Genomic DNA, 20525 nt, shown 5'->3' with positions numbered 1-20525 from the left:
CGGGCATTGCTAAAAATATAATTTTTACAACCTTTTGTTAATCAATTGTTTAAAATACACTACTTACAACGTTTTTTTGGTTCTTGATTTTGAAGTGAAAAATTTTAATAACTACATTTGTATTAAGATTTTTCTTACATATGAAAAAATTATTGTTCCCCACAATTTTAATCACCGGCGTTTTTGCCGTTGTAGGAAGTATGAAATCAATTTATGTTGAAGGCTCAGATACTATGGTGAGTACCCATGTAATTTCTCAAAATTATTCGGCCAAATACAAAGACTGTATTGATGAACAGGATTTTCCAGAAAACTATACCCCTTCTGTGGATTCGGTTGCCGTAAAAAGAGATTGGGATATTACCAAGGTCAATGCCTCAATTCAAAAATATGGTAAGTCAATGGATTCGACGGTTAAAAGCCTAAATGCCATCGATGCCCATGATTTTATACATAAAGAGTTTCAAAGATCTAAAAATATCCTTGCCGACAGTGGACTTTCGGAGATCCGAAAGCATTACCATTGTGAAATTATGCGAATTTGCTATGACAGCGATAGGTCCTTAAATGAAAGTGCCTTTGGCAGGTAGACTGTTACCCCTAAAATAAAAGGGGCAATTCTTATCGCCCCTTTTAAAATCTTTAGTCCCAAATCTTACCTTTTTTCCAAGGAAACAAATGGTCTTAAGTTTTCTCCGATATAAACCTGTCTTGGTCTTCCGATAGGTTCTTTTCTCAAACGCATTTCTCTCCATTGAGCAATCCATCCTGGCAACCTACCCAATGCAAACATTACGGTGAACATTTCGGTTGGAATACCCAATGCGCGGTAAATAATCCCTGAATAGAAATCTACGTTCGGGTACAATTTTCTATCTACAAAGTATGAATCTTCCAAAGCTTCTTTTTCCAAACCTTTGGCGATATCCAAAATTGGATCTTCAATACCTAAGTTGCCCAATACATCATCAGCTGCTTTCTTAATGATTCTAGCTCTAGGGTCGAAGTTTTTGTATACTCTGTGTCCAAAGCCCATTAATCTAAATGGATCATCTTTGTCCTTGGCCTTGGCCATATATTTTTTGGTATCTCCTCCATCAGCTTCAATAGCCTCCAACATTTCCAATACAGCTTGGTTGGCACCTCCGTGCAATGGACCCCAAAGTGCAGAAATACCTGCAGACAAGGAAGCAAACAAGCCAGCATGTGAAGAACCAACGATTCTCACGGTTGATGTAGAACAGTTTTGCTCGTGATCTGCATGAAGAATCAATAATTTATCCAAAGCATCGATAGCGATACGGTCCTTTTTGTATTCTTGGTTGGGTCTCTTGAACATCATTTTGTGAATGTTCTCCACATAGCCCAAGGTATCATCACCATAATCCAAAGGAAGTCCTTTTTTCTTGCGAAGTGTCCAAGCTACCAATACTGGGAATTTAGCCAAAATGCGCACAATTGAATTGTACATGGCACTTTCGGAAGAAACATCAACAGAAGTTGGGTTAAAGGCAACCAATGCACTGGTCAATGAAGACAATACGCCCATTGGGTGAGCTGATTTTGGAAAACCATCCAAAATTTTCTTCATTTCCTCATCCACTTGGGATTCTTCCTTAATGTCATTATGGAATTTTTCAAGTTGCTCCTTGTTTGGCAATTCACCAAAAATCAAAAGGTAGGCAACTTCCAAAAAGTCGGCTTTCTCGGCAAGGTCTTCGATGGAGTACCCACGATATCTCAAAATTCCCTTCTCACCATCGAGAAAGGTGATGGCACTTTCACAGGAACCAGTGTTTTTGTAACCTGGATCTATGGTTACCATTCCTGTTGCTGCACGCAGTGTTTTGATATCTATGGCCAATTCATCTTCAGTACCTTTAATCACAGGGAATTCATACCTTTCTCCCCCATATTCGAGTATTGCTTTATCCGACATTTTATATTTTAATAAATTAGTAAAAATAGAATGCGGAAATTACGAAAAAGCACAACCATTAACAATTTCAATTTGCTATTTGTGCAGATATTAACGCTAAAATGATATAGAAAAAATTACTTAACTCAATTTATAGAGTAGCGTGTAGTATTCATCCACAGATTTTTTCCACGTAAATCGTTTTCTCCGTGCTGCGGCTTGAATTTTTTTCCATGTTGGTTTATCATTTTCAAAGACATCGAGGGCCACATCAAACGATTCCAACATGTTCTTTATTTTCTCATCATAGGTGTCCCCATCAAAGCTAAATCCAGTCACCATATGTTCCACGGTATCTTTAAGTCCACCTGTATGGTGTACCAAACAAGGATTGCCATTTCTCATAGCCAACATCTGGCTGATACCACAAGGTTCAAAAAGGCTGGGCATAAAATAAAGGTCCGATTCCAAATAGAGGGAATCGATAAGTTTTTCGGACTGACCGTTGGTAAAAACAAAGTTCTTGTGTTTGTAGCTTAAGTCCCTAAACAGTTCTTCGTATTCAGGAGCTCCTGTTCCCAAAAGCATAAAAATGCCGTTCACTTTTTCCAATCGCTTTAAAATCTCTACGAAAGCTTCTGGCGAACGCATGAAAAAATAAAACTTCTGCTCTGTCAATCGTGCCACACTTGAAACAATAAATTTTGGTCGTTCTTCCACAAATGCCATGATTTTTTCACCTGTGTGGGCCAAAAAGTCGGCCTTATATTTTTTGGATTCTTCTTGCAACCATTGGAACAAGGCTTTTACCGTATTGCGATAAATATTCCCCTTTTTCTCTTTGTTGATGTTTTTATAGTTACAACCATTTAGAATGCCGAACAATCGTCCTTCTTCATGGGCTTGGACCAAATCATTTTCCAAACCTTCGCCACCAATAAATTCGGGAGGCGAGCTGGGTTTCATCACGTCTTCCATATAAGATGGGGAAACCGTATGCACTGCATCGGCAAAACGAATTCCCACGGCCATTAGGTTGATACAATCCTGATAACGGTAATCCATCAATCGTTGATAATTGATATCCACATCGGGGAACCAATTTTTCACAGAAGAATAATTTCCACTGAATGGGCGGATGCCTTGGATGGCCAAATTATGGATACTGTACACCACACGAATATCCTTGAGATTGGTATACTCGGGATGATATTCCCTTAGGAACAACAACAAACTTGAGTGCCAATCGTGTAAATGAACCACATCCACATCACCAAAAGCTCCCGCCTTTATAGCTTCAGCTACGGCAGTACAAAAAATAAAGTACTTGATGGCATCGGTATAAAATGGTTCTTCTGGGTCGTTGTGATAAATATGCGCAATGTCACCAGGTTCTATTTCTGGATGGTGCAATACATAATGGAATATGTTTGGAAACTCCTTTTTGGGTTTTACTTCATAAAGTTCGGCCGTGTACACCATGCCACGGAGCATAAAGTTTAAAGTGGTCTTAGGAATTCCTCCATGATGCAATCTGGAGTAAGCAGGCACAATTACGTGTACTTTATCTCCATGCTCAGAAATTTGACGTGGCACATCTCGAACCACATCACCCATTCCGCCTGCTTTGCAGTTTGCCAAAGCATCATTTTCAGCGGCAACAAAAAGAAAATTATTCATGAAGGAAATTTAAAAAAGGTGATTCTTCCACCCTTAATTTAACCAAACTTTGTTAGTGTAACAAAAAAAAGCCTTTCCAGTTTTGGAAAGGCTTCTTCTATGCTAAAAAATCATTATGCTTATTTTACCTTGAAGGCTTTTTCTTTTGGGTAATATGCGATATCTCCCAATTCTTCTTCAATTCTAAGCAATTGATTGTACTTGGCCATACGGTCACTACGAGAAGCGGAACCTGTTTTGATTTGTCCTGTGTTCAAAGCCACTGCCAAATCAGCGATGGTGTTATCTTCAGTTTCTCCAGAACGGTGAGACATTACGGAAGTGTACCCAGCATTTTTAGCCATGTTCACTGCAGCAATGGTTTCGGTCAAGGTGCCAATTTGGTTTACCTTAATCAAGATTGAGTTGGCAATTCCGTTTTCGATACCTCTAGACAAACGCTCTACGTTGGTCACGAACAAATCGTCACCTACCAATTGAACTTTATCGCCGATTTTTTCGGTCAACAATTTCCAACCGTCCCAGTCATTTTCGTCCATTCCATCCTCGATAGAGATAATTGGATATTTTTCACAAAGATCAGCCAAGTACTGTGCTTGTTCTTCGGAAGTTCTTACCATTCCTTTATCTCCTTCAAATTTAGTGTAGTCGTATTTTCCGTCTACGTAGAACTCAGCAGAAGCACAATCCAAAGCGATCATTACGTCGTCGCCCAATTTGTATCCTGCTTTTTCAACTGCTTTTCCGATGGTATCCAAAGCATCTTCGGTACCACCTTCCAAAGTTGGAGCAAAACCACCTTCGTCACCAACTGCAGTGCTCAAGTTACGGTCGTGCAATACTTTTTTAAGGTTGTGGAAGATTTCAGTTCCCATTTGCATGGCATGGCTAAAATCTTTTGCTTTAACTGGCATTACCATGAACTCCTGGAAAGCGATTGGTGCATCGGAGTGAGAACCACCGTTAATGATGTTCATCATTGGTACCGGCAATGTATTGGCACTAACACCACCTACGTAGCGATACAATGGCATTCCCAATTCGTTGGCTGCAGCTTTTGCAACGGCCAAAGACACACCTAGGATTGCGTTTGCTCCCAATTTCGATTTGTTTGGCGTACCATCCAATTCGATCATGGTTTTGTCAATATAGTTTTGCTCGAAAACAGATGTTCCGATCAATTCTTCTGCTATAACTGAATTTACGTTGTTCACGGCTTTACCAACACCTTTTCCCATAAAGGAGTCTCCACCATCTCGCAACTCAACAGCCTCATGCTCTCCTGTAGAAGCTCCTGAAGGAACTGCTGCCCTTCCCAAAATACCATTTTCGGTAACTACGTCTACCTCTACTGTTGGATTTCCTCTTGAATCCAATATTTGTCTTGCATGAATGTTGATAATAATGCTCATTTTATCTCAATATTTAGTGTTGTGATTATTCGAGTAAAGATACGAAAAGGCATGCTTTTTCCTTTATGATATCTTTCACAAATAGCTGGAAATAACTTAAAAATAAAACTACAACGTTTTAATTCTTACTGGTTTTGATCGCATCGAAAAATTGGTCGAACAAATACTCGGCATCGTGTGGTCCTGGACTTGCTTCTGGGTGGTATTGCACCGAGAAAACGTCCTTTTCCTTCATTTTGATTCCTGCCACAGTATGATCGTTCAAATGCGTATGTGTGATTTCCAATTCTGGATGCGCTTCGGTCTCTTCCCTGTTAATCGCAAAACCATGGTTTTGGGAAGTGATTTCTCCTTTACCTGTAACCAAGTTCAAAATTGGGTGGTTGATCCCGCGGTGTCCGTTGTGCATTTTATAGGTTGAAATCCCATTGGCCAACGCCAAAACTTGGTGTCCCAAACAAATTCCAAACAAAGGTTTTTCTGAATTGATCATTTCTTTGGCAGCTGCCACAGCCTCTGTTAATGGTTCTGGATCCCCAGGACCATTGGAAATGAAGTATCCATCTGGATTCCATTCTTTCATATCTTCAAAAGAGGCATTGTATGGATATACTTTGATATAGGCTCCTCTTTTGGCCAAGTTTCTTAGGATATTCTTTTTGATTCCGATATCCAAGGCTGAAATTTTAATCTCAGCATTTTCATCACCGTAGAAGTAAGGCTCCTTTGTAGATACTTTGGAAGAAAGTTCCAAACCTTCCATACTTGGCACTTGTTTCAACTCTTCTTTCAAAGCATCGATCTCATCTACTCGGGTAGAGATCAAAGCGTTCATGGCTCCATTGTCTCTAATGTAGCTAACCAATGCACGGGTATCCACATCTGAAATGGCCAATAGATTGTTTTCATTTAAAAATTCCAACAAGCTCATATTCGCGCTTGGTCTGGAATAATCGTAACTGAAGTTTTTACAGATTAAGCCCGCAATTTTAATTGAATCGGATTCTATTTCTTCCAAATGGGTACCATAATTACCAATATGGGCATTGGTAGTCACCATTAACTGTCCATAGTATGAAGGATCGGTAAAAATTTCTTGATACCCTGTCATTCCAGTATTAAAACATACTTCACCTACAGCGGTACCTTCCTTTCCTCCAACGGCCTTACCATAAAAAATGGTTCCATCGGCCAACAAAATCAACGCTTTTTTCTTTGTGTGATACTTCATTGTGTGCTCTAAAAATTCAGTTTAACAAAAAAACATAAAAAAAGGATAAGTTCTCACTTATCCTTTTTCCACTAATACAATAGTTAATAACATTCTTCTTATTCTTCAGAATCGTCAGTTTTGGTTTCAGCTGCTGCTGGAGCAGGTGCCTCAGCTTTGCTACTTCCTCCTCTTCTACTTCTTCTGGTAGATTTTTTCTTAGGTTTACCAGCGTTGTACACTTCGTTGAAGTCTACCAACTCGATCATCGCCATATCGGCGTTATCTCCCAATCGGTTTCCCAATTTAATGATTCTGGTATATCCACCTGGTCTGTCACCCACTTTTTCAGCCACTGTGCTGAACAATTCAGTGATGGCCTCTTTGCTTCTAAGGTTACTGAAAACAACTCTTCTGTTGTGCATACCTTTTTCGGTAGTCTGGTTGTTTTCGGTTTTGGCCTTAGTAATCAAAGGCTCAACAAACTGCTTCAAAGCTTTTGCTTTAGCTACAGTGGTGTTGATGCGCTTGTGCTCGATTAAGGAACAAGCCATATTGGCCAACATCGCCTTTCTGTGGGCAGATTTTCTTCCTAGGTGATTGATTTTTTTTCCGTGTCTCATGTTTCTAATTTATCATCTTGCTTCCAGACCCAATTTTAGTTGGGGAGCAAAATATGATTATTAATCTTTATCTAATTTGTATTTGCTCAAATCCATTCCAAACTGAAGACCTTTGTTGATTACCAACTCTTCCAATTCGGTCAAAGATTTTTTACCAAAGTTTCTGAACTTCATCAAATCGTTCTTGTTGAAGGAAACCAAATCTCCCAAAGTATCTACTTCAGCAGCTTTAAGACAGTTCAAAGCCCTAACGGACAAGTCCATGTCTACCAATTTGGTTTTTAACAACTGACGCATGTGCAATGATTCCTCATCGTAAGTCTCAGTTTGAGCAATTTCATCAGCCTCAAGGGTGATACGCTCATCAGAGAACAACATAAAGTGGTGAATCAAAACTTTGGCAGCTTCGGTCAAAGCATCTTTTGGGTGGATGGAACCATCAGTGATGATTTCGAAAACCAATTTCTCGTAATCGGTTTTTTGCTCTACCCTATAGTTTTCGATGCTATATTTTACGTTTTTAACTGGAGTGTAAACAGAATCAACTGAAATGCTTCCCAAGGGTGCATTTGATTTTTTGTTTTCTTCTGCTGGAACGTATCCACGTCCTTTTTCGATTACAATCTCCATGTTAATGCTCACTTTTGGATCCATGTTACAAAGCACTAAATCTGGGTTTAGTACTTGGTATCCAGAAATGAATTTTTGGAAATCTCCAGCGGTCAATTGTTCTTTTCCACTAACGGAAATAGATACAGTCTCGCTCTCAACATCATCAATCTGTCTTTTGAACCTAACTTGTTTAAGATTCAAAATGATTTCGGTCACGTCTTCTACAACGCCTGGAATAACAGAAAACTCATGTTCAACTCCATCTATGCGAACAGAAGTGATTGCAAAACCTTCCAAAGAGGAAAGTAATACTCTTCTCAGCGCATTCCCAACTGTTAATCCATAACCAGGTTCCAAAGGGCGAAATTCAAATTTCCCTTCGAAATCTGTGGAATCGATCATTATAACTTTATCGGGCTTCTGAAAATTAAGTAATGCCATAATTGGATTAATGTTGAATTCTTATTTAGAGTACAATTCGACGATCAGTTGTTCCTTGATGTTTTCAGGAATCTGAAGTCTTTCTGGAATAGTTACAAAAGTTCCTTCTTTTGTAGCTGAGTTCCAAGTAATCCATTCGTAAACACTACTATTGTTTGCCAATGAATCTTCGATAGCTTGAACAGATTTAGATTTTTCCCTTACACCAACAACATCTCCTGGCTTTAATTTGTAAGATGGAATGTTTACTAAATCACCGTTAACGGTAATGTGACGGTGTGATACCAATTGACGAGCTCCTCTTCTTGATGGAGAGATACCCATTCTGAACACTACGTTGTCCAAACGGGACTCACATAATTGAAGCAAAACCTCACCGGTTACACCTTCTTTTCTTTTCGCCTCTGCGAAAAGGTTACGGAACTGACGCTCCAAAATACCATAGGTATATTTGGCCTTTTGTTTTTCGGCCAACTGAATAGCGTATTCAGATTTTTTACCACGGCGACGGTTGTTACCGTGTTGTCCTGGAGGATAATTTTTCTTTTCAAAAGACTTGTCGTCTCCGAAAATCGCCTCTCCAAACTTTCTGGCGATTTTTGTTTTTGGTCCTGTATATCTTGCCATCTTCTAATTTTTAAAAGGTACGATTATGAATTAAGGCTTATCCTTCGATAATCTGATTGCACCTTTGATGAAGACCCTTTTTAGGGGGCCCGTTAAACAATATAATTGATAATTAAACTCTTCTTCTTTTAGGTGGTCTACACCCGTTGTGTGGTAGTGGAGTTACGTCCACGATTTCGGTTACCTCAATACCAGCATTGTGAATGGTACGGATAGCTGATTCTCTACCATTACCTGGTCCTTTAACGTACACTTTTACTTTTCTCAGACCTGCTTCGTGTGCTACTTTGGCACAATCTTCAGCGGCTACCTGAGCTGCGTAAGGTGTGTTCTTTTTAGAACCACGGAATCCCATTTTACCAGCAGAAGACCAAGAGATTACGTCTCCTTTTTTGTTGGTTAGGGAAATGATAATGTTGTTGAAGGATGCTACCACGTGCGCCTCACCAGTAGATTCTACTACTACTTTACGCTTCTTTGCTGTTTTGGTACTTGCCTTTGCCATATTTTTTAGTTTCTAGTGTTAGCTCTTAGTTATTGGAATCCTAGACTTTTACATTTCAAACAGATTCTTCTAACGTCTAAATACTAACTAATGACTGTTACTGCTTATTATTTAGTTGCTTTCTTTTTGTTGGCAACTGTTTTTCTTTTTCCTTTTCTGGTCCTAGAGTTGTTCTTGGTACGTTGACCTCTTAGTGGCAATCCAGCTCTGTGACGAATTCCACGGTAACAACCAATGTCCATCAAACGCTTGATGTTCATTTGGGTTTCTGAACGAAGCTCACCTTCAATGGTGTAAGCAGAAACTGCATCCCTGATTTTACCAATTTCTTCATCGGTCCAATCTTGAACTTTAGTATCCTCGCTTACTTGGGCGGTCTTCAAAATCTCCTGCGCCCTGCTATTACCTATACCGAAAATATAGGTAAGTGAAATAACGCCACGCTTTTGTTTAGGTATATCTACACCTGCAATTCTTGCCATAATTACCCTTGTCTTTGTTTAAATCTAGGATTCTTTTTGTTGATTACGTACAATCTGCCCTTTCTGCGTACTATTTTGCAGTCGGCACTTCTCTTCTTTATTGATGCTCTTACTTTCATGTAATTAGTATCTATAAGTAATTCTTGCTTTTGTTAAATCGTATGGACTCATCTCCAACTTTACCTTATCTCCGGGAAGCAATTTGATATAGTGCATTCTCATTTTTCCTGAGATATGTGCTGTTACCACGTGCCCATTTTCCAATTCTACCCTGAACATTGCATTAGACAATGCTTCAATAATAGTCCCGTCTTGTTCTATTGCTGGCTGCTTTGCCATATATTATGCTACTTTTCTATTTTTTCCGGTTTTCATCAAGCCATCGTAATGTCTGTTCAACAAATAAGAATTTACTTGTTGCACCGTATCGATTGCTACACCAACCATAATCAAAAGGGATGTTCCACCGTAAAATAATGCCCATGATGCTTGAACATCCATCAATTTAACCACAATTGCAGGCAATACTGCCAATAGCGCCAAGAAAACTGAACCTGGCAATGTGATCAATGACATAATTTTATCTAAATAGTCACCTGTTTCCTTTCCTGGACGAATACCTGGTATAAAACCTCCACTTCTTTTCAAATCATCGGCCATCTTATTGGTAGGCACGGTAATCGCGGTGTAAAAATAGGTGAATATTATAATTAATAGGGCAAATAGAATATTATAAGCCAATCCGAATATATCAGCGAATTGAACTTCCATCCATTGACCTGCTGCTGTATCATTAAATGTTCTACCGATTAAACTTGGCGCAAACATAATTGCTTGTGCAAAGATAATTGGCATTACACCAGATGCATTCAACTTTAAAGGAATATACTGGCGAGCTCCCATAATGTTTTTCTCATAACCACCGGAAGCAGTTCTTCTTGCGTATTGTACTGGAATCTGTCTAACTGCCATTGTTAAATAAACACTGGCCAAAATTACCAAGAACCAAACAATCACTTCAATTAGAACGAACATCAATCCACCTGCAGCTCCAGTAGTTCTTGAATCAAATTCTTGTGCAAAAGCAACAGGCATGGTAGCAATAATACCTACCATAATCAACAAAGAGATACCGTTTCCGATTCCTTTATCGGTGATTTTTTCACCCAACCACATTGCAAATACACATCCTGTTACCAAGATGATTACTGCTGGAACAATGAAATCCAAACCTTTACCCAATACAAATGCGCTATCTGGAACACCAAGTGCACCTAGACCGTACAAGTAAGCTGGTGCCTGAACTATACAGATACCAATGGTTAACCAACGTGTAATTTGGTTGATAGTCTTTCTTCCACTTTCTCCTTCTTTTTGTAGTTTTTGAAGATAAGGTATGGCAATACCCATCAACTGTACTACAATGGATGCTGAGATATAGGGCATAATACCCAAAGCGAATACCGAAGCATTCGCGAAAGCACCACCTGTAAAAGCATTAAGAATACCCAAAATTCCGCTTTCTGTTTGCGAATTCAATTGGGCCAATTGGGCAGTATCGATACCCGGAAGAACAACTTGGGCTCCAAATCGGTAAACCAATAGTAGTCCCAGTGTTAGGATGATACGTTGTCTTAGTTCATCAATCTTCCAAATATTGGATATGGTCTCAATAAATTTCTTCATGCTCTATTTCTTATAAACTTATTGCCTCACCTCCTGCAGCTTCGATAGCAGCTTTAGCGGAAGCAGTAAATTTATGTACTGATACTTTAAGAGAAGCTTTCAATTCGCCATCTCCTAAAATCTTTACCAAATCGTTTTTGTGGGCCAACCCATTTTCTACAAGGGCATCGAAAGTTACTTCGCTTTTGAAAGTACCATTGTCTACCAACTCTTGTAGTGTTCCTAGATTGATTCCTCTGTATTCCTTTCTGTTGATGTTTTTAAAACCAAACTTGGGAACACGTCTTTGCAATGGCATCTGACCACCTTCGAAACCGATCTTTTTGGAATAACCTGATCTAGATTTGGCTCCTTTGTGTCCACGGGTGGAAGTTCCTCCTTTACCAGATCCTTCTCCTCTTCCTACTCGTTTTCCTTCTTTGTGCACAGCGCCATCCGCTGGTTTTAGATTATTCAAATCCATGTGCCTTTATATTTTAAGCTTCCTCTGTGGAAACCAAGTGTTTTACCTTTTCTACCATTCCAAGGATACTAGGGGTTGCATCGTGTTCAACAACCTGCCCGATCTTGCGCAAACCAAGTGCCTCCAAAGTTCTCTTTTGGTTCTGTGGCCTTTTGATGGCGCTCTTTTCTTGTTTAACTTTAATCTTTGACATAATATCCTATGTTTATCCTTTAAAGACTTTTTCCAAAGAAACTCCTCTTTGTTTTGCTACAGTATCAGCACTTCTCAATTGCAACAAAGCATCGAAAGTAGCTTTTACTACGTTGTGAGGGTTGGAAGAACCTTGTGACTTAGACAATACGTCTTGTACACCTACTGCTTCCAATACCGCTCTCACAGCTCCACCGGCAATTACCCCGGTACCATGCGATGCAGGTTTAATGAAAACTCTAGCACCACCAAACTTACCTTTTTGCTCATGAGGAAGTGTAGCTTTTGTTAAAGGAATACGAACCAAGTTCTTTTTGGCATCCTCGATAGCTTTTGCAATTGCAGTGGCTACTTCTTTGGATTTACCCAAACCATGTCCAACAACTCCGTTTTCATCACCAACAACAACGATTGCTGAAAAACCAAAGGCTCTACCACCTTTTGTTACTTTGGTAACTCTTTGTACTCCAACCAAACGGTCTTTCAACTCCAGTCCTCCTGGCTTTACTGTTTCTACGTTTTTGTAATTCTGGTACATAGTTTCTTAAAATTTTAATCCTGCTTCCCTTGCTCCTTCGGCCAATGATTTTACTCTACCGTGATATAGGTTTCCACCTCTATCGAAGGCTACAGTCTCAATGCCGAGCTTTTGAGCTTTCTCTGCAATAGCTTTACCTACATTGGTTGCAACTTCAGACTTTGTACCTGTAGCTTCAACATCTTTATCTCTAGATGAAGCTGATGCCAAGGTAACACCGTTGTTGTCGTCAATCAACTGGGCATATATTTCTTTATTGCTTCTGAACACAGACAATCTTGGTCTTGTTTCAGTTCCGAAAGATACTTTGCGTATTCTTCTTCGGATGCGTAATTTTCTTTCAGTCTTAGATAATCCCATAGTCTTAATTATTAAGCTGATTTACCTGCTTTTCTTCTTAGTATTTCACCAACAAACTTAACTCCTTTTCCTTTGTAAGGCTCAGGCTTACGGAAAGATCTGATCTTGGCAGCTACTTGACCTACCAATTGCTTGTCGTGAGACGTTAGTTTTACAATAGGGTTTTTCCCTTTTTCGGATACGGTCTCGATTTTCACTTCTGGAGCAATATCCAAAACAATATTGTGAGAAAATCCAAGGGCAATATCCAATTTTTGTCCTTGATTGCTGGCTCTATAACCAACACCTACAAGTTCCAATTCCTTGGTCCATCCTTTGGATACACCCAAAACCATATTATTGATAAGTGCACGGTACAAACCATGCTTAGCCTTGTGCTCTTTTGATTCCGAAGGTCGTTCCAAAACAACACTTCCATCCTCAACTTTAACATCAACTCCTGAAAACTCTTGGCTAAGTTCTCCTAGACCACCTTTTACAGTAACCATGGAATCTTTCACTTCTACAGTGACTCCATCGGGAATTGCAATTGGACTATTACCTATTCTTGACATTTTTCTACTCTTTTCTCAATTAATATACGTAGCACAATACTTCACCACCTACGTTCTCTTGCTGAGCTTGCTTGCTGGTCATTACACCGTGTGACGTAGACACGATAGCAATACCCAACCCGTTCAATACTCTTGGTAAATCACCAGAACCTGTGTACTTACGCAAACCTGGTTTACTTACTCTTTGCAATTTTTTGATGATAGGTTCTTTTGTGAATTTATCGTACTTAAGGGCGATTTTAATATTACCCTGTACTTTATCTTCTTCGAACTTATAGCTCAAAATATATCCTTGGTCGAACAATATTTTGGTAATCTGTTTCTTTAGATTGGAAGCGGGAATATCCACTACTCTATGACCTGCCATGTTGGCATTTCTCAATCTGGTCAAATAATCTGAAATTGGATCTGTAAGCATTTCTTTTCTATATCTAAATTACCAACTTGCCTTTTTAACTCCTGGAATTAACCCTTGATTGGCCATTTCCCTAAAAGTAACCCTAGAGATACCGAAAGTTCTCATGTATCCTCTTGGTCTTCCGGTCAATTTGCAACGGTTGTGCATACGTACTGGAGATGCGTTTACAGGCAACTTTTGTAGCGCTTCGTAATCACCAGCTTCTTTTAAAGCTTTTCTTTTCGCAGCGTATTTTGCAACCATTTTTGCCCTTTTTCTTTCACGGGCTTTCATTGATTCCTTGGCCATACTAGTTCTTTTTAAAGGGTATTCCCAATTGAGTTAACAATGATTTTGCTTCTTTATCAGTTTCAGCAGAAGTTACAAAGGTAATATCCATACCGTTGATTCTGTTGATTCTGTCGATGTTGATCTCTGGAAAGATGATCTGCTCAGTGATACCCAAGTTGTAGTTACCTCTACCGTCGAATCCAGTAGCTCTTACTCCTTGGAAGTCACGTACCCTTGGTAGGGCAGATGTGATCAATCTATCCAAAAACTCATACATGCGTTCTCCTCTAAGGGTTACTTTTGCCCCAATAGGCATCCCTTTTCTAAGTTTGAATGTAGCAACATCCTTTTTTGATAGGGTAGCAACCGCTTTCTGACCTGTAATATTGGTCAACTCATCTACAGCGTGATCAATCAATTTCTTATCGGAAACTGCGGCACCAACACCACGGCTTACAACAATTTTCTCCAACTTAGGAACTTGCATTACGTTTTTGTAACCAAATTCGTCAGTAAGCGCTTTGATCACACGCTCTTTATATTCTGATTTTAATCTTGGAATGTAACTCATGACTAAATTACTTCATTGGATTTTTTGGAAAACCTTACTTTCTTTCCATCTCTTTCTTCATATCCAACACGTGTGGCATCGCCAGACTTAGGATCGATCAAGGATAGGTTAGAAATATGGATAGGCGCTTCCTTTTTAGTTATGCCTCCTTGAGGGTTCTGTGCACTTGGCTTCTCGTGTTTAGAAACGGTGTTCACCCCTTCTACGATAGCTTTGTTCTTTTCACGGTCTACCTTAAGTACTTTACCTTCACTGCCTTTGTGGTCTCCCGCAATGACTTTGACCGTATCCCCTGTTTTAATTTTCAACTTCATCTCTGTGATATTTCTGTTAAAGCACTTCTGGCGCCAATGAAACAATCTTCATGAACTGTCTGTCCCTCAACTCTCTCGCAACAGGTCCGAATACACGGGTACCTCTCATCTCTCCAGCTGGGTTCAACAACACACAGGCATTGTCGTCAAAACGGATGTAAGATCCATCTGGTCTTCTTACTTCCTTTTTGGTTCTAACAACAACCGCTGTAGAAACAGAACCTTTCTTTACAGTACCGTTTGGAGTAGCTTCTTTTACGGTAACTACAATTTTGTCACCCAAAGATGCGTATCTTCTTTTTGTTCCTCCTAGTACGCGGATGGTCAAAACTTCTTTTGCACCAGTGTTGTCCGCAACCTTTAATCTTGATTCTTGTTGTACCATAATTATTTAGCTCTTTCTAGGATTTCTACCAATCTCCAGCACTTCGTCTTACTCAATGGTCTTGTTTCCATTATTTTAACGGTATCGCCTTCGTTGCAATCGTTCTTTTCGTCGTGGGCAACATATTTCTTGGTCTTCAAAACGAATTTACCGTACATAGGGTGCTTCACACGCTTAACTTCTGAAACCACAATTGATTTCTCCATTTTGTTGCTGGTAACAACCCCTATTCTTTCTTTTCTTAAATTTCTGTTTTCCATAAGGCAGAACCAATTATTGTAATTCCCTTTTAGTTAATTCAGTTGCAAGTCTTGCTACCGTCCTTCTAGTCTTTCTGATCTGTAAAGGATTTTCCAATGGAGTAACGGCGTGAGCCATTTTAAGATCAGCGTGTTGCTTTTTCAACTCGGCCAATTTCTCCTTTAGCTCTTCAATTGAAAGTTCTTTTATTTCTGATTGTCTCATCTTTTCTTCTCAATTAAAAATTAAGCGGAATAATCCCTAGCTACAACAAACTTAGTCTTCACAGGTAGCTTTTGTGCCGCAAGCCTCAAGGCTTCTTTAGCAATATCCATAGGTACACCGGCAACTTCAAACATGATTCTACCTGGCTTAACTACGGCCACCCAATATTCTGGAGCACCCTTACCTTTACCCATACGTACCTCAAGAGGCTTTTTGGTGATAGGCTTGTCCGGGAATATTTTGATCCACAACTGACCTTGTCTTTTCATATATCTAGTCGCAGCGATACGCGCAGCCTCGATTTGTCGGGAGGTAATGAAGTGAGAATCCATGGACTTGATACCGAACATTCCATTGGAAAGTTGGTGCCCTCTCTGTGAGATTCCCTTCATACGCCCTTTCTGGGCTTTACGAAATTTCGTTCTTTTTGGCTGTAACATCTTACCTTAACTTTATCTTATTACTTTCTACGGCGTGGTTTTTTACCACCATCTTGTTTGCCGCCTTTTCCTTGACTCTTGCTCAATCCTACCAAAGGAGAAAGTTCTCTCTTACCGTAAACTTCACCTTTCATAATCCACACTTTAATACCCAATCTACCATAGGTAGTGTGAGCTTCGTGCAATGCATAATCAACATCTGCACGGAAAGTGGACAATGGAATTCTACCTTCTTTGTAAGATTCTGAACGCGCCATCTCAGCACCGTTCAAACGTCCGGAAATCTGAATTTTGATACCTTCTGCATTCATCCGCATTGCGGCTGCAATCGCCATTTTAATGGCTCTACGGTATGAAATTCTGCTTTCAATCTGTCTTGCTACACTAGCAGCAACCAAATTAGCATCCAATTCAGGTCTTTTGATCTCGTGAATGTTGATCTGAACTTCTTTGTTGGTGATTTTCTTAAGCTCTTCCTTAAGTTTATCAACCTCTTGTCCTCCTTTACCGATAATGATACCTGGCCTTGCGGTGGTAATGGTAATGGTGATCAACTTCAACGTTCTTTCTATAATTACTCTAGACACACTAGCTTTTGCCAAACGTGCATAGACGTACTTTCTGATCTTATCGTCTTCAGCTAGTTTATCGCCGTAATCGTTTCCTCCGTACCAGTTGGATTCCCATCCTCTGATAATTCCTAAGCGATTTCCTATTGGATTAGTCTTCTGTCCCATATTCTATATACTAGCTTTCAACGTTGTTATTGGCTTCCAAGATCATGGTTACATGGTTGGAACGCTTTCTGATTCTGTGTGCCCTTCCTTGTGGAGCTGGTCTCAATCTTTTCAACATAGTTCCTCCGTCAACACGGATTTCCTTGATGTAAAGGTCAGCATCCTCAATGCTTGCATCTTCGTTCTTAGCTTCCCAGTTAGCGATAGCAGAAAGCAAAAGCTTTTCCATCTTTCTAGAAGCCTCCTTAGGGTTGAACCTTAAAATAGCCAAAGCCATTTCGATTTGTTTCCCTCTTACCAAGTCAGCAACCAAACGCATCTTTCTTGGAGATGTTGGGCAATTGTTAAGCTTTGCAATAGCAAGTTGCTTTTTCTCTTCTTTTAACCTTTCGGCCATTTGTCTTTTACGAACTCCCATAGCTTACTTACTTTTTACCTTTGTTTTTAGCTCCAGCATGACCTCTAAACGATCTTGTTGGTGAAAATTCTCCAAGTTTGTGACCTACCATGTTTTCAGTTACATACACAGGAACAAATTGTCTTCCGTTGTGTACTGCGATGGTCTGTCCCACAAAGTCTGGGGTTATCATAGAGGCTCTAGACCACGTTTTGATAACTGATTTCTTACCTGATTCTATATTGGCTTGAACTTTTTTCTCCAAGCTAAAATGAACGTATGGTCCTTTTTTTAACGAACGTGCCATTTACTTTTCTTTTATTTCTTTCTACGTTCTATGATATATCTATTGGTGTCCTTGGTCTTAGAACGAGTTCTAAATCCTTTAGCAGGAATGCCGTTCTTAGATCTTGGGTGACCTCCTGAAGCTCTACCTTCACCACCACCCATTGGGTGATCAACAGGGTTCATAGCTACTGGTCTAGTTCTTGGTCTTCTACCCAACCATCTGCTTCTACCTGCTTTACCAGATACCAACAATTGGTGGTCAGAATTGGAAACCGCTCCAACAGTAGCCAAACAAGTGGCCAAAATCAAACGGGTTTCACCAGAAGGCAACTTAATGGTTACGAACTTACCGTCTTTTGCCATCAACTGCGCAAAAGTACCGGCACTTCTTGCCATAATTGCTCCTTGACCAGGTCTTAACTCAATACAAGAAACAATGGTACCCAATGGAATTTCACTCAATGGAAGTGCATTTCCAATTTCAGGAGCAGATCCAGTTCCAGAAACGATCTTCTGACCTACCTGCAAACCATTTTGTGCTACCACATATCTTTTCTCACCATCGGTATATTCAACCAAAGCGATAAATGCAGTTCTGTTTGGATCATACTGGATAGATGCTACAGTAGCCTCTACACCTTGTTTATCCCTTTTGAAATCGATGATACGATATCTTCTCTTATGACCTCCACCTCTGTGGCGCATGGTCATTTTTCCTTGACTGTTCCTACCACCTGACTTTTTTAACGGAGCAAGCAAGCTTTTTTCCGGCTTATCAGTAGTAATCGCGTCAAATCCGTTTACTACTCTAAAACGCTGTCCAGGGGTTATCGGTTTTAATTTTCTAACTGACATTTCTCGTCTTTATAGATTACTGTAAAAATCAATAATATCACCTTCAGCTACATCTACAATCGCTTTTTTCATTGCGTTTGTTTTACCGTGCTGAATTCCGGTTTTTGTATAACGACTCTTACGCGTTGGACCATAGTTCATGGTTCTTACCTTTTCAACAGAAACACCATAAGTTGTTTCTACCGCTTCTTTGATTTCCAACTTGTTAGCTCCAGGCTGAACGTAGAAACCGTAGCGATTGAAAAGCTCGCTATCCGCGGTCATTTTCTCCGTAATTATCGGTCTTATCAACACACTCATGATACTTCTATTTCTTTAGGTTCGATTCAATTCCCTCCAAAGCACTTTCGGTAAGAACTAAACTTTTTGCGTTAACAATTTTGTAAGTGTTTAATTCTGAACCAGTTACAACTTCGGAGCGCTCCAAATTACGCGACGACAAATATACGTTATTATTTGAATCGCCCAACACAATAAGAGACTTTTTATTTTCTATTCCCAAAGAAGTCAGGAAACTAACAAAATCTTTAGTCTTAGGAGCTTCAAAATTGAAGTCTTCCACAACTACCAAAGCTTGTTCTTTAGACTTAAGAGTCAAGGCTGATTTACGAGCCAATCTCTTAACGTTTTTGTTCAATTTTTGGGTATAATCTTTTGGTCTTGGACCAAAGATTCTACCACCACCCCTGAATACAGGAGACTTGATACTACCCGCCCTTGCGGTACCAGTACCTTTTTGTTTCTTGATCTTACGGGTACTTCCTGCAATCTCAGCTCTTTCTTTAGCCTTGTGCGTACCTTGTCTTTGATGGGCCAAATATTGCTTAACATCCAAATAGATGGCATGCTCATTAGGCTCTATTGCGAAAACATCGTCAGAAAGCTCAATGCTTCTTCCGGTTTCTTTTCCTTTAATATCTAGTACTGCAACCTTCATTACTTCTCAATTGTTACGTAAGCATTCTTGTGACCTGGAACACAACCTTTCACTACGATAAGGTTTTTATCTGCAACCACTTTCAATACTTTCAAGTTTTGAACTGTTACTCTTTCTCCACCCATTCTACCGGCCATTTTCATACCCTTAATTACTTTAGCAGGATAAGAAGCGGCACCAATGGAACCTGGAGCTCTTAATCTGTTGTGCTGACCGTGGGTCGCTTGACCTACACCGCCAAATCCGTGACGTTTTACAACCCCTTGGAAACCTTTTCCTTTGGATGTTCCGATCACATCAACAAATTCTCCTTCTGCAAAAAGGTCGGCACCAATGGTGTCTCCCAATTTGTATTCACCTTCAAAATCTTGGAATTCAACGACTTGTTTCTTTGGAGAAGTACCTGCTTTTTTAAAGTGACCTGTTTCGGCCTTGTTAGCACGCTTTTCTGCCTTGTCATCGAAACCAAGCTGAAGAGCACTGTACCCGTCAACCTCTTCGGTTCTGACTTGGGTAACCACGCATGGTCCAGCTTCGATTACGGTACATGGAATGTTCTTTCCATTCTCGTCGAAAATGCTGGTCATACCGATTTTTCTACCTATTAACCCAGACATATTTATTAATTATTAATTGTTTACTTGTTTTTAAAACTGCCAATTTCTTGGCAAAAAAATTGGGTCAAGAAAACTTTCTGCTCTGACCCAGATTTTTTTCTTTCTCCGTTTTTCTCGAACCATCGTTCGAGACATGTGCTTTTTGTTAGTTTTAAGTGTTGAGTTGAAAGTCATAAGTTAGCTACAACCTAAAACTCAACACTTAGAACTTTTATCAGACCTTAATCTCAACTTCAACACCACTAGGAAGTTCCAACTTCATTAGGGCATCGATAGTTTTTGATGAAGAACTGTAGATATCCAAAAGTCTCTTGTAAGAGCTCAATTGGAATTGCTCTCTAGATTTTTTGTTCACGTGAGGTGAACGCAAAACTGTAAATATCTTTTTGTTTGTTGGCAATGGAATTGGACCCGTTACCACCGCACCAGTAGTTTTTACTGTTTTCACGATCTTTTCAGCAGATTTGTCCACCAAATTGTGATCGTAAGATTTCAATTTAATTCTAATTTTTTGACTCATCTTGCTAA

34 protein-coding genes are annotated in these 20525 nt (G+C 39.7%); 1 reads left to right on the top strand and 33 read right to left on the bottom strand.

Annotated features, from left to right (window positions below; translation table 11 throughout):
• Positions 1-140 precede the first annotated feature (140 nt).
• Positions 141-590 (top strand): hypothetical protein, encoded by a 450-nt coding sequence (locus tag BLQ18_RS07220; protein ID WP_090293780.1) that lies wholly within the window; start codon positions 141-143, stop codon positions 588-590.
• A 65-nt stretch (positions 591-655) separates the two neighbouring features.
• On the opposite strand, the gene BLQ18_RS07215 is transcribed toward BLQ18_RS07220, so the two are convergent.
• From BLQ18_RS07215 to rpsJ, 33 genes are all read right to left on the bottom strand, one after another.
• Entirely contained in the window at positions 656-1939 is a 1284-nt protein-coding gene (locus BLQ18_RS07215; protein WP_090293779.1) for a citrate synthase, read from the bottom strand.
• Between the two features lie 120 nt (positions 1940-2059).
• Positions 2060-3598 (bottom strand): glycogen synthase, encoded by a 1539-nt coding sequence (locus tag BLQ18_RS07210; protein WP_090293778.1) that lies wholly within the window; start codon positions 3596-3598, stop codon positions 2060-2062.
• Positions 3599-3717: 119 nt separating this feature from the next.
• A complete protein-coding gene (gene eno, locus BLQ18_RS07205; RefSeq protein ID WP_090293777.1) occupies positions 3718-5010 on the bottom strand; it encodes a phosphopyruvate hydratase in 1293 nt (430 codons plus the stop codon).
• Between the two features lie 118 nt (positions 5011-5128).
• Positions 5129-6241 carry a glutamine-hydrolyzing carbamoyl-phosphate synthase small subunit gene (gene carA / locus BLQ18_RS07200; protein ID WP_090293776.1) on the bottom strand — a complete coding sequence of 371 codons (1113 nt, stop codon included), beginning with the start codon at positions 6239-6241 and terminating at the stop codon, positions 5129-5131.
• A gap of 98 nt (positions 6242-6339) precedes the next feature.
• Positions 6340-6843, bottom strand: coding sequence for a 50S ribosomal protein L17 (gene rplQ / locus BLQ18_RS07195; RefSeq protein WP_090293775.1), 504 nt, complete (start codon positions 6841-6843; stop codon positions 6340-6342).
• Between the two features lie 60 nt (positions 6844-6903).
• Positions 6904-7896 carry a DNA-directed RNA polymerase subunit alpha gene (locus BLQ18_RS07190; RefSeq protein WP_090293774.1) on the bottom strand — a complete coding sequence of 331 codons (993 nt, stop codon included), beginning with the start codon at positions 7894-7896 and terminating at the stop codon, positions 6904-6906.
• A 21-nt stretch (positions 7897-7917) separates the two neighbouring features.
• Positions 7918-8523 carry a 30S ribosomal protein S4 gene (gene rpsD, locus BLQ18_RS07185; RefSeq protein ID WP_090293773.1) on the bottom strand — a complete coding sequence of 202 codons (606 nt, stop codon included), beginning with the start codon at positions 8521-8523 and terminating at the stop codon, positions 7918-7920.
• A gap of 112 nt (positions 8524-8635) precedes the next feature.
• On the bottom strand, positions 8636-9028 hold the full coding sequence (rpsK, locus tag BLQ18_RS07180) for a 30S ribosomal protein S11 (protein WP_090293772.1): 393 nt from the start codon (positions 9026-9028) through the stop codon (positions 8636-8638).
• A gap of 107 nt (positions 9029-9135) precedes the next feature.
• On the bottom strand, positions 9136-9510 hold the full coding sequence (gene rpsM / locus BLQ18_RS07175) for a 30S ribosomal protein S13 (protein WP_090293771.1): 375 nt from the start codon (positions 9508-9510) through the stop codon (positions 9136-9138).
• A 2-nt stretch (positions 9511-9512) separates the two neighbouring features.
• Complete coding sequence (gene ykgO / locus BLQ18_RS07170; protein WP_010519235.1) at positions 9513-9629, bottom strand: type B 50S ribosomal protein L36; 117 nt, start codon at positions 9627-9629, stop codon at positions 9513-9515.
• Between the two features lie 4 nt (positions 9630-9633).
• Positions 9634-9849, bottom strand: coding sequence for a translation initiation factor IF-1 (infA, locus tag BLQ18_RS07165; protein ID WP_014031991.1), 216 nt, complete (start codon positions 9847-9849; stop codon positions 9634-9636).
• Between the two features lie 3 nt (positions 9850-9852).
• Positions 9853-11196 carry a preprotein translocase subunit SecY gene (secY, locus tag BLQ18_RS07160; RefSeq protein WP_090293770.1) on the bottom strand — a complete coding sequence of 448 codons (1344 nt, stop codon included), beginning with the start codon at positions 11194-11196 and terminating at the stop codon, positions 9853-9855.
• Between the two features lie 10 nt (positions 11197-11206).
• Positions 11207-11659 (bottom strand): 50S ribosomal protein L15, encoded by a 453-nt coding sequence (gene rplO, locus BLQ18_RS07155; RefSeq protein ID WP_090293769.1) that lies wholly within the window; start codon positions 11657-11659, stop codon positions 11207-11209.
• Positions 11660-11672: 13 nt separating this feature from the next.
• Positions 11673-11852 carry a 50S ribosomal protein L30 gene (gene rpmD, locus BLQ18_RS07150; RefSeq protein ID WP_090293768.1) on the bottom strand — a complete coding sequence of 60 codons (180 nt, stop codon included), beginning with the start codon at positions 11850-11852 and terminating at the stop codon, positions 11673-11675.
• A 12-nt stretch (positions 11853-11864) separates the two neighbouring features.
• A complete protein-coding gene (gene rpsE, locus BLQ18_RS07145) occupies positions 11865-12389 on the bottom strand; it encodes a 30S ribosomal protein S5 (RefSeq protein ID WP_090293767.1) in 525 nt (174 codons plus the stop codon).
• Between the two features lie 6 nt (positions 12390-12395).
• Positions 12396-12749: a 50S ribosomal protein L18 gene (gene rplR / locus BLQ18_RS07140; protein ID WP_090293766.1), complete on the bottom strand. Its 354-nt coding sequence runs from the start codon at positions 12747-12749 to the stop codon at positions 12396-12398.
• Positions 12750-12760: 11 nt separating this feature from the next.
• Positions 12761-13303: a 50S ribosomal protein L6 gene (gene rplF / locus BLQ18_RS07135; protein WP_090293765.1), complete on the bottom strand. Its 543-nt coding sequence runs from the start codon at positions 13301-13303 to the stop codon at positions 12761-12763.
• A gap of 19 nt (positions 13304-13322) precedes the next feature.
• A complete protein-coding gene (rpsH, locus tag BLQ18_RS07130; protein WP_090293764.1) occupies positions 13323-13721 on the bottom strand; it encodes a 30S ribosomal protein S8 in 399 nt (132 codons plus the stop codon).
• Between the two features lie 18 nt (positions 13722-13739).
• Positions 13740-14009 (bottom strand): 30S ribosomal protein S14, encoded by a 270-nt coding sequence (gene rpsN / locus BLQ18_RS07125; protein ID WP_090293763.1) that lies wholly within the window; start codon positions 14007-14009, stop codon positions 13740-13742.
• 1 nt (position 14010) lies between these two features.
• Entirely contained in the window at positions 14011-14562 is a 552-nt protein-coding gene (rplE, locus tag BLQ18_RS07120; RefSeq protein ID WP_090293762.1) for a 50S ribosomal protein L5, read from the bottom strand.
• Between the two features lie 2 nt (positions 14563-14564).
• Positions 14565-14876: a 50S ribosomal protein L24 gene (gene rplX, locus BLQ18_RS07115; RefSeq protein ID WP_090293761.1), complete on the bottom strand. Its 312-nt coding sequence runs from the start codon at positions 14874-14876 to the stop codon at positions 14565-14567.
• A 16-nt stretch (positions 14877-14892) separates the two neighbouring features.
• Positions 14893-15261: a 50S ribosomal protein L14 gene (gene rplN / locus BLQ18_RS07110; RefSeq protein ID WP_090293760.1), complete on the bottom strand. Its 369-nt coding sequence runs from the start codon at positions 15259-15261 to the stop codon at positions 14893-14895.
• Positions 15262-15263: 2 nt separating this feature from the next.
• Complete coding sequence (rpsQ, locus tag BLQ18_RS07105) at positions 15264-15521, bottom strand: 30S ribosomal protein S17 (RefSeq protein WP_014032003.1); 258 nt, start codon at positions 15519-15521, stop codon at positions 15264-15266.
• A gap of 13 nt (positions 15522-15534) precedes the next feature.
• Positions 15535-15726 carry a 50S ribosomal protein L29 gene (gene rpmC / locus BLQ18_RS07100; protein ID WP_090293759.1) on the bottom strand — a complete coding sequence of 64 codons (192 nt, stop codon included), beginning with the start codon at positions 15724-15726 and terminating at the stop codon, positions 15535-15537.
• A gap of 20 nt (positions 15727-15746) precedes the next feature.
• Positions 15747-16166, bottom strand: a complete 420-nt coding sequence (gene rplP, locus BLQ18_RS07095; protein WP_090293758.1) for a 50S ribosomal protein L16 — start codon at positions 16164-16166, stop codon at positions 15747-15749.
• 20 nt (positions 16167-16186) lie between these two features.
• Entirely contained in the window at positions 16187-16903 is a 717-nt protein-coding gene (gene rpsC / locus BLQ18_RS07090; protein WP_090293757.1) for a 30S ribosomal protein S3, read from the bottom strand.
• A gap of 10 nt (positions 16904-16913) precedes the next feature.
• Positions 16914-17321 (bottom strand): 50S ribosomal protein L22, encoded by a 408-nt coding sequence (gene rplV / locus BLQ18_RS07085; RefSeq protein ID WP_090293756.1) that lies wholly within the window; start codon positions 17319-17321, stop codon positions 16914-16916.
• Between the two features lie 7 nt (positions 17322-17328).
• On the bottom strand, positions 17329-17607 hold the full coding sequence (rpsS, locus tag BLQ18_RS07080; RefSeq protein ID WP_090293755.1) for a 30S ribosomal protein S19: 279 nt from the start codon (positions 17605-17607) through the stop codon (positions 17329-17331).
• 11 nt (positions 17608-17618) lie between these two features.
• On the bottom strand, positions 17619-18443 hold the full coding sequence (gene rplB, locus BLQ18_RS07075; protein WP_090293754.1) for a 50S ribosomal protein L2: 825 nt from the start codon (positions 18441-18443) through the stop codon (positions 17619-17621).
• Positions 18444-18452: 9 nt separating this feature from the next.
• Complete coding sequence (gene rplW, locus BLQ18_RS07070) at positions 18453-18743, bottom strand: 50S ribosomal protein L23 (RefSeq protein WP_090293753.1); 291 nt, start codon at positions 18741-18743, stop codon at positions 18453-18455.
• A 7-nt stretch (positions 18744-18750) separates the two neighbouring features.
• Positions 18751-19380 (bottom strand): 50S ribosomal protein L4, encoded by a 630-nt coding sequence (gene rplD / locus BLQ18_RS07065; RefSeq protein WP_090293752.1) that lies wholly within the window; start codon positions 19378-19380, stop codon positions 18751-18753.
• Positions 19380-19997 carry a 50S ribosomal protein L3 gene (gene rplC, locus BLQ18_RS07060; RefSeq protein WP_090293751.1) on the bottom strand — a complete coding sequence of 206 codons (618 nt, stop codon included), beginning with the start codon at positions 19995-19997 and terminating at the stop codon, positions 19380-19382. The genes rplD and rplC overlap by 1 nt, the downstream gene beginning before the upstream one ends.
• Before the next feature lie 214 nt (positions 19998-20211).
• Entirely contained in the window at positions 20212-20517 is a 306-nt protein-coding gene (rpsJ, locus tag BLQ18_RS07055) for a 30S ribosomal protein S10 (RefSeq protein ID WP_026915146.1), read from the bottom strand.
• Positions 20518-20525 lie beyond the last annotated feature (8 nt).

The sequence above is a fragment of the Flagellimonas zhangzhouensis genome (assembly GCF_900102925.1).
Classification (GTDB): Bacteria; Bacteroidota; Bacteroidia; order Flavobacteriales; family Flavobacteriaceae; genus Flagellimonas; species Flagellimonas zhangzhouensis.
This window is presented reverse-complemented; position numbering and strand designations above follow the sequence as displayed.

What these genes read in the sequence shown, in the direction of transcription:
- rplN (WP_090293760.1), bottom strand. Translation starts at nt 15,261, where the DNA reads ATGGTACAACAAGAATCAAGATTAAAGGTTGCGGACAACACTGGTGCA.
- rpsD (WP_090293773.1), bottom strand. Translation starts at nt 8,523, where the DNA reads ATGGCAAGATATACAGGACCAAAAACAAAAATCGCCAGAAAGTTTGGA.
- rpsQ (WP_014032003.1), bottom strand. Translation starts at nt 15,521, where the DNA reads ATGGAAAACAGAAATTTAAGAAAAGAAAGAATAGGGGTTGTTACCAGC.
- secY (WP_090293770.1), bottom strand. Translation starts at nt 11,196, where the DNA reads ATGAAGAAATTTATTGAGACCATATCCAATATTTGGAAGATTGATGAA.
- rplD (WP_090293752.1), bottom strand. Translation starts at nt 19,380, where the DNA reads ATGAAGGTTGCAGTACTAGATATTAAAGGAAAAGAAACCGGAAGAAGC.
- rplF (WP_090293765.1), bottom strand. Translation starts at nt 13,303, where the DNA reads ATGTCAAGAATAGGTAATAGTCCAATTGCAATTCCCGATGGAGTCACT.
- rplR (WP_090293766.1), bottom strand. Translation starts at nt 12,749, where the DNA reads ATGGGATTATCTAAGACTGAAAGAAAATTACGCATCCGAAGAAGAATA.
- rpsE (WP_090293767.1), bottom strand. Translation starts at nt 12,389, where the DNA reads ATGTACCAGAATTACAAAAACGTAGAAACAGTAAAGCCAGGAGGACTG.
- rplO (WP_090293769.1), bottom strand. Translation starts at nt 11,659, where the DNA reads ATGGATTTGAATAATCTAAAACCAGCGGATGGCGCTGTGCACAAAGAA.
- rpsN (WP_090293763.1), bottom strand. Translation starts at nt 14,009, where the DNA reads ATGGCCAAGGAATCAATGAAAGCCCGTGAAAGAAAAAGGGCAAAAATG.
- rpmC (WP_090293759.1), bottom strand. Translation starts at nt 15,726, where the DNA reads ATGAGACAATCAGAAATAAAAGAACTTTCAATTGAAGAGCTAAAGGAG.
- ykgO (WP_010519235.1), bottom strand. Translation starts at nt 9,629, where the DNA reads ATGAAAGTAAGAGCATCAATAAAGAAGAGAAGTGCCGACTGCAAAATA.
- eno (WP_090293777.1), bottom strand. Translation starts at nt 5,010, where the DNA reads ATGAGCATTATTATCAACATTCATGCAAGACAAATATTGGATTCAAGA.
- rplV (WP_090293756.1), bottom strand. Translation starts at nt 17,321, where the DNA reads ATGGGAGTTCGTAAAAGACAAATGGCCGAAAGGTTAAAAGAAGAGAAA.
- rpsS (WP_090293755.1), bottom strand. Translation starts at nt 17,607, where the DNA reads ATGGCACGTTCGTTAAAAAAAGGACCATACGTTCATTTTAGCTTGGAG.
- rpsJ (WP_026915146.1), bottom strand. Translation starts at nt 20,517, where the DNA reads ATGAGTCAAAAAATTAGAATTAAATTGAAATCTTACGATCACAATTTG.
- infA (WP_014031991.1), bottom strand. Translation starts at nt 9,849, where the DNA reads ATGGCAAAGCAGCCAGCAATAGAACAAGACGGGACTATTATTGAAGCA.
- rpmD (WP_090293768.1), bottom strand. Translation starts at nt 11,852, where the DNA reads ATGTCAAAGATTAAAGTTAAACAAGAAAAGAGCGCCATCAAAAGGCCA.
- BLQ18_RS07190 (WP_090293774.1), bottom strand. Translation starts at nt 7,896, where the DNA reads ATGGCATTACTTAATTTTCAGAAGCCCGATAAAGTTATAATGATCGAT.
- rpsC (WP_090293757.1), bottom strand. Translation starts at nt 16,903, where the DNA reads ATGGGACAGAAGACTAATCCAATAGGAAATCGCTTAGGAATTATCAGA.
- rplX (WP_090293761.1), bottom strand. Translation starts at nt 14,876, where the DNA reads ATGAAGTTGAAAATTAAAACAGGGGATACGGTCAAAGTCATTGCGGGA.
- BLQ18_RS07215 (WP_090293779.1), bottom strand. Translation starts at nt 1,939, where the DNA reads ATGTCGGATAAAGCAATACTCGAATATGGGGGAGAAAGGTATGAATTC.
- rplW (WP_090293753.1), bottom strand. Translation starts at nt 18,743, where the DNA reads ATGAGTGTGTTGATAAGACCGATAATTACGGAGAAAATGACCGCGGAT.
- BLQ18_RS07220 (WP_090293780.1), top strand. Translation starts at nt 141, where the DNA reads ATGAAAAAATTATTGTTCCCCACAATTTTAATCACCGGCGTTTTTGCC.
- BLQ18_RS07210 (WP_090293778.1), bottom strand. Translation starts at nt 3,598, where the DNA reads ATGAATAATTTTCTTTTTGTTGCCGCTGAAAATGATGCTTTGGCAAAC.
- carA (WP_090293776.1), bottom strand. Translation starts at nt 6,241, where the DNA reads ATGAAGTATCACACAAAGAAAAAAGCGTTGATTTTGTTGGCCGATGGA.
- rpsM (WP_090293771.1), bottom strand. Translation starts at nt 9,510, where the DNA reads ATGGCAAGAATTGCAGGTGTAGATATACCTAAACAAAAGCGTGGCGTT.
- rplQ (WP_090293775.1), bottom strand. Translation starts at nt 6,843, where the DNA reads ATGAGACACGGAAAAAAAATCAATCACCTAGGAAGAAAATCTGCCCAC.
- rplB (WP_090293754.1), bottom strand. Translation starts at nt 18,443, where the DNA reads ATGTCAGTTAGAAAATTAAAACCGATAACCCCTGGACAGCGTTTTAGA.
- rplC (WP_090293751.1), bottom strand. Translation starts at nt 19,997, where the DNA reads ATGTCTGGGTTAATAGGTAGAAAAATCGGTATGACCAGCATTTTCGAC.
- rpsK (WP_090293772.1), bottom strand. Translation starts at nt 9,028, where the DNA reads ATGGCAAAGGCAAGTACCAAAACAGCAAAGAAGCGTAAAGTAGTAGTA.
- rpsH (WP_090293764.1), bottom strand. Translation starts at nt 13,721, where the DNA reads ATGCTTACAGATCCAATTTCAGATTATTTGACCAGATTGAGAAATGCC.
- rplE (WP_090293762.1), bottom strand. Translation starts at nt 14,562, where the DNA reads ATGAGTTACATTCCAAGATTAAAATCAGAATATAAAGAGCGTGTGATC.
- rplP (WP_090293758.1), bottom strand. Translation starts at nt 16,166, where the DNA reads ATGTTACAGCCAAAAAGAACGAAATTTCGTAAAGCCCAGAAAGGGCGT.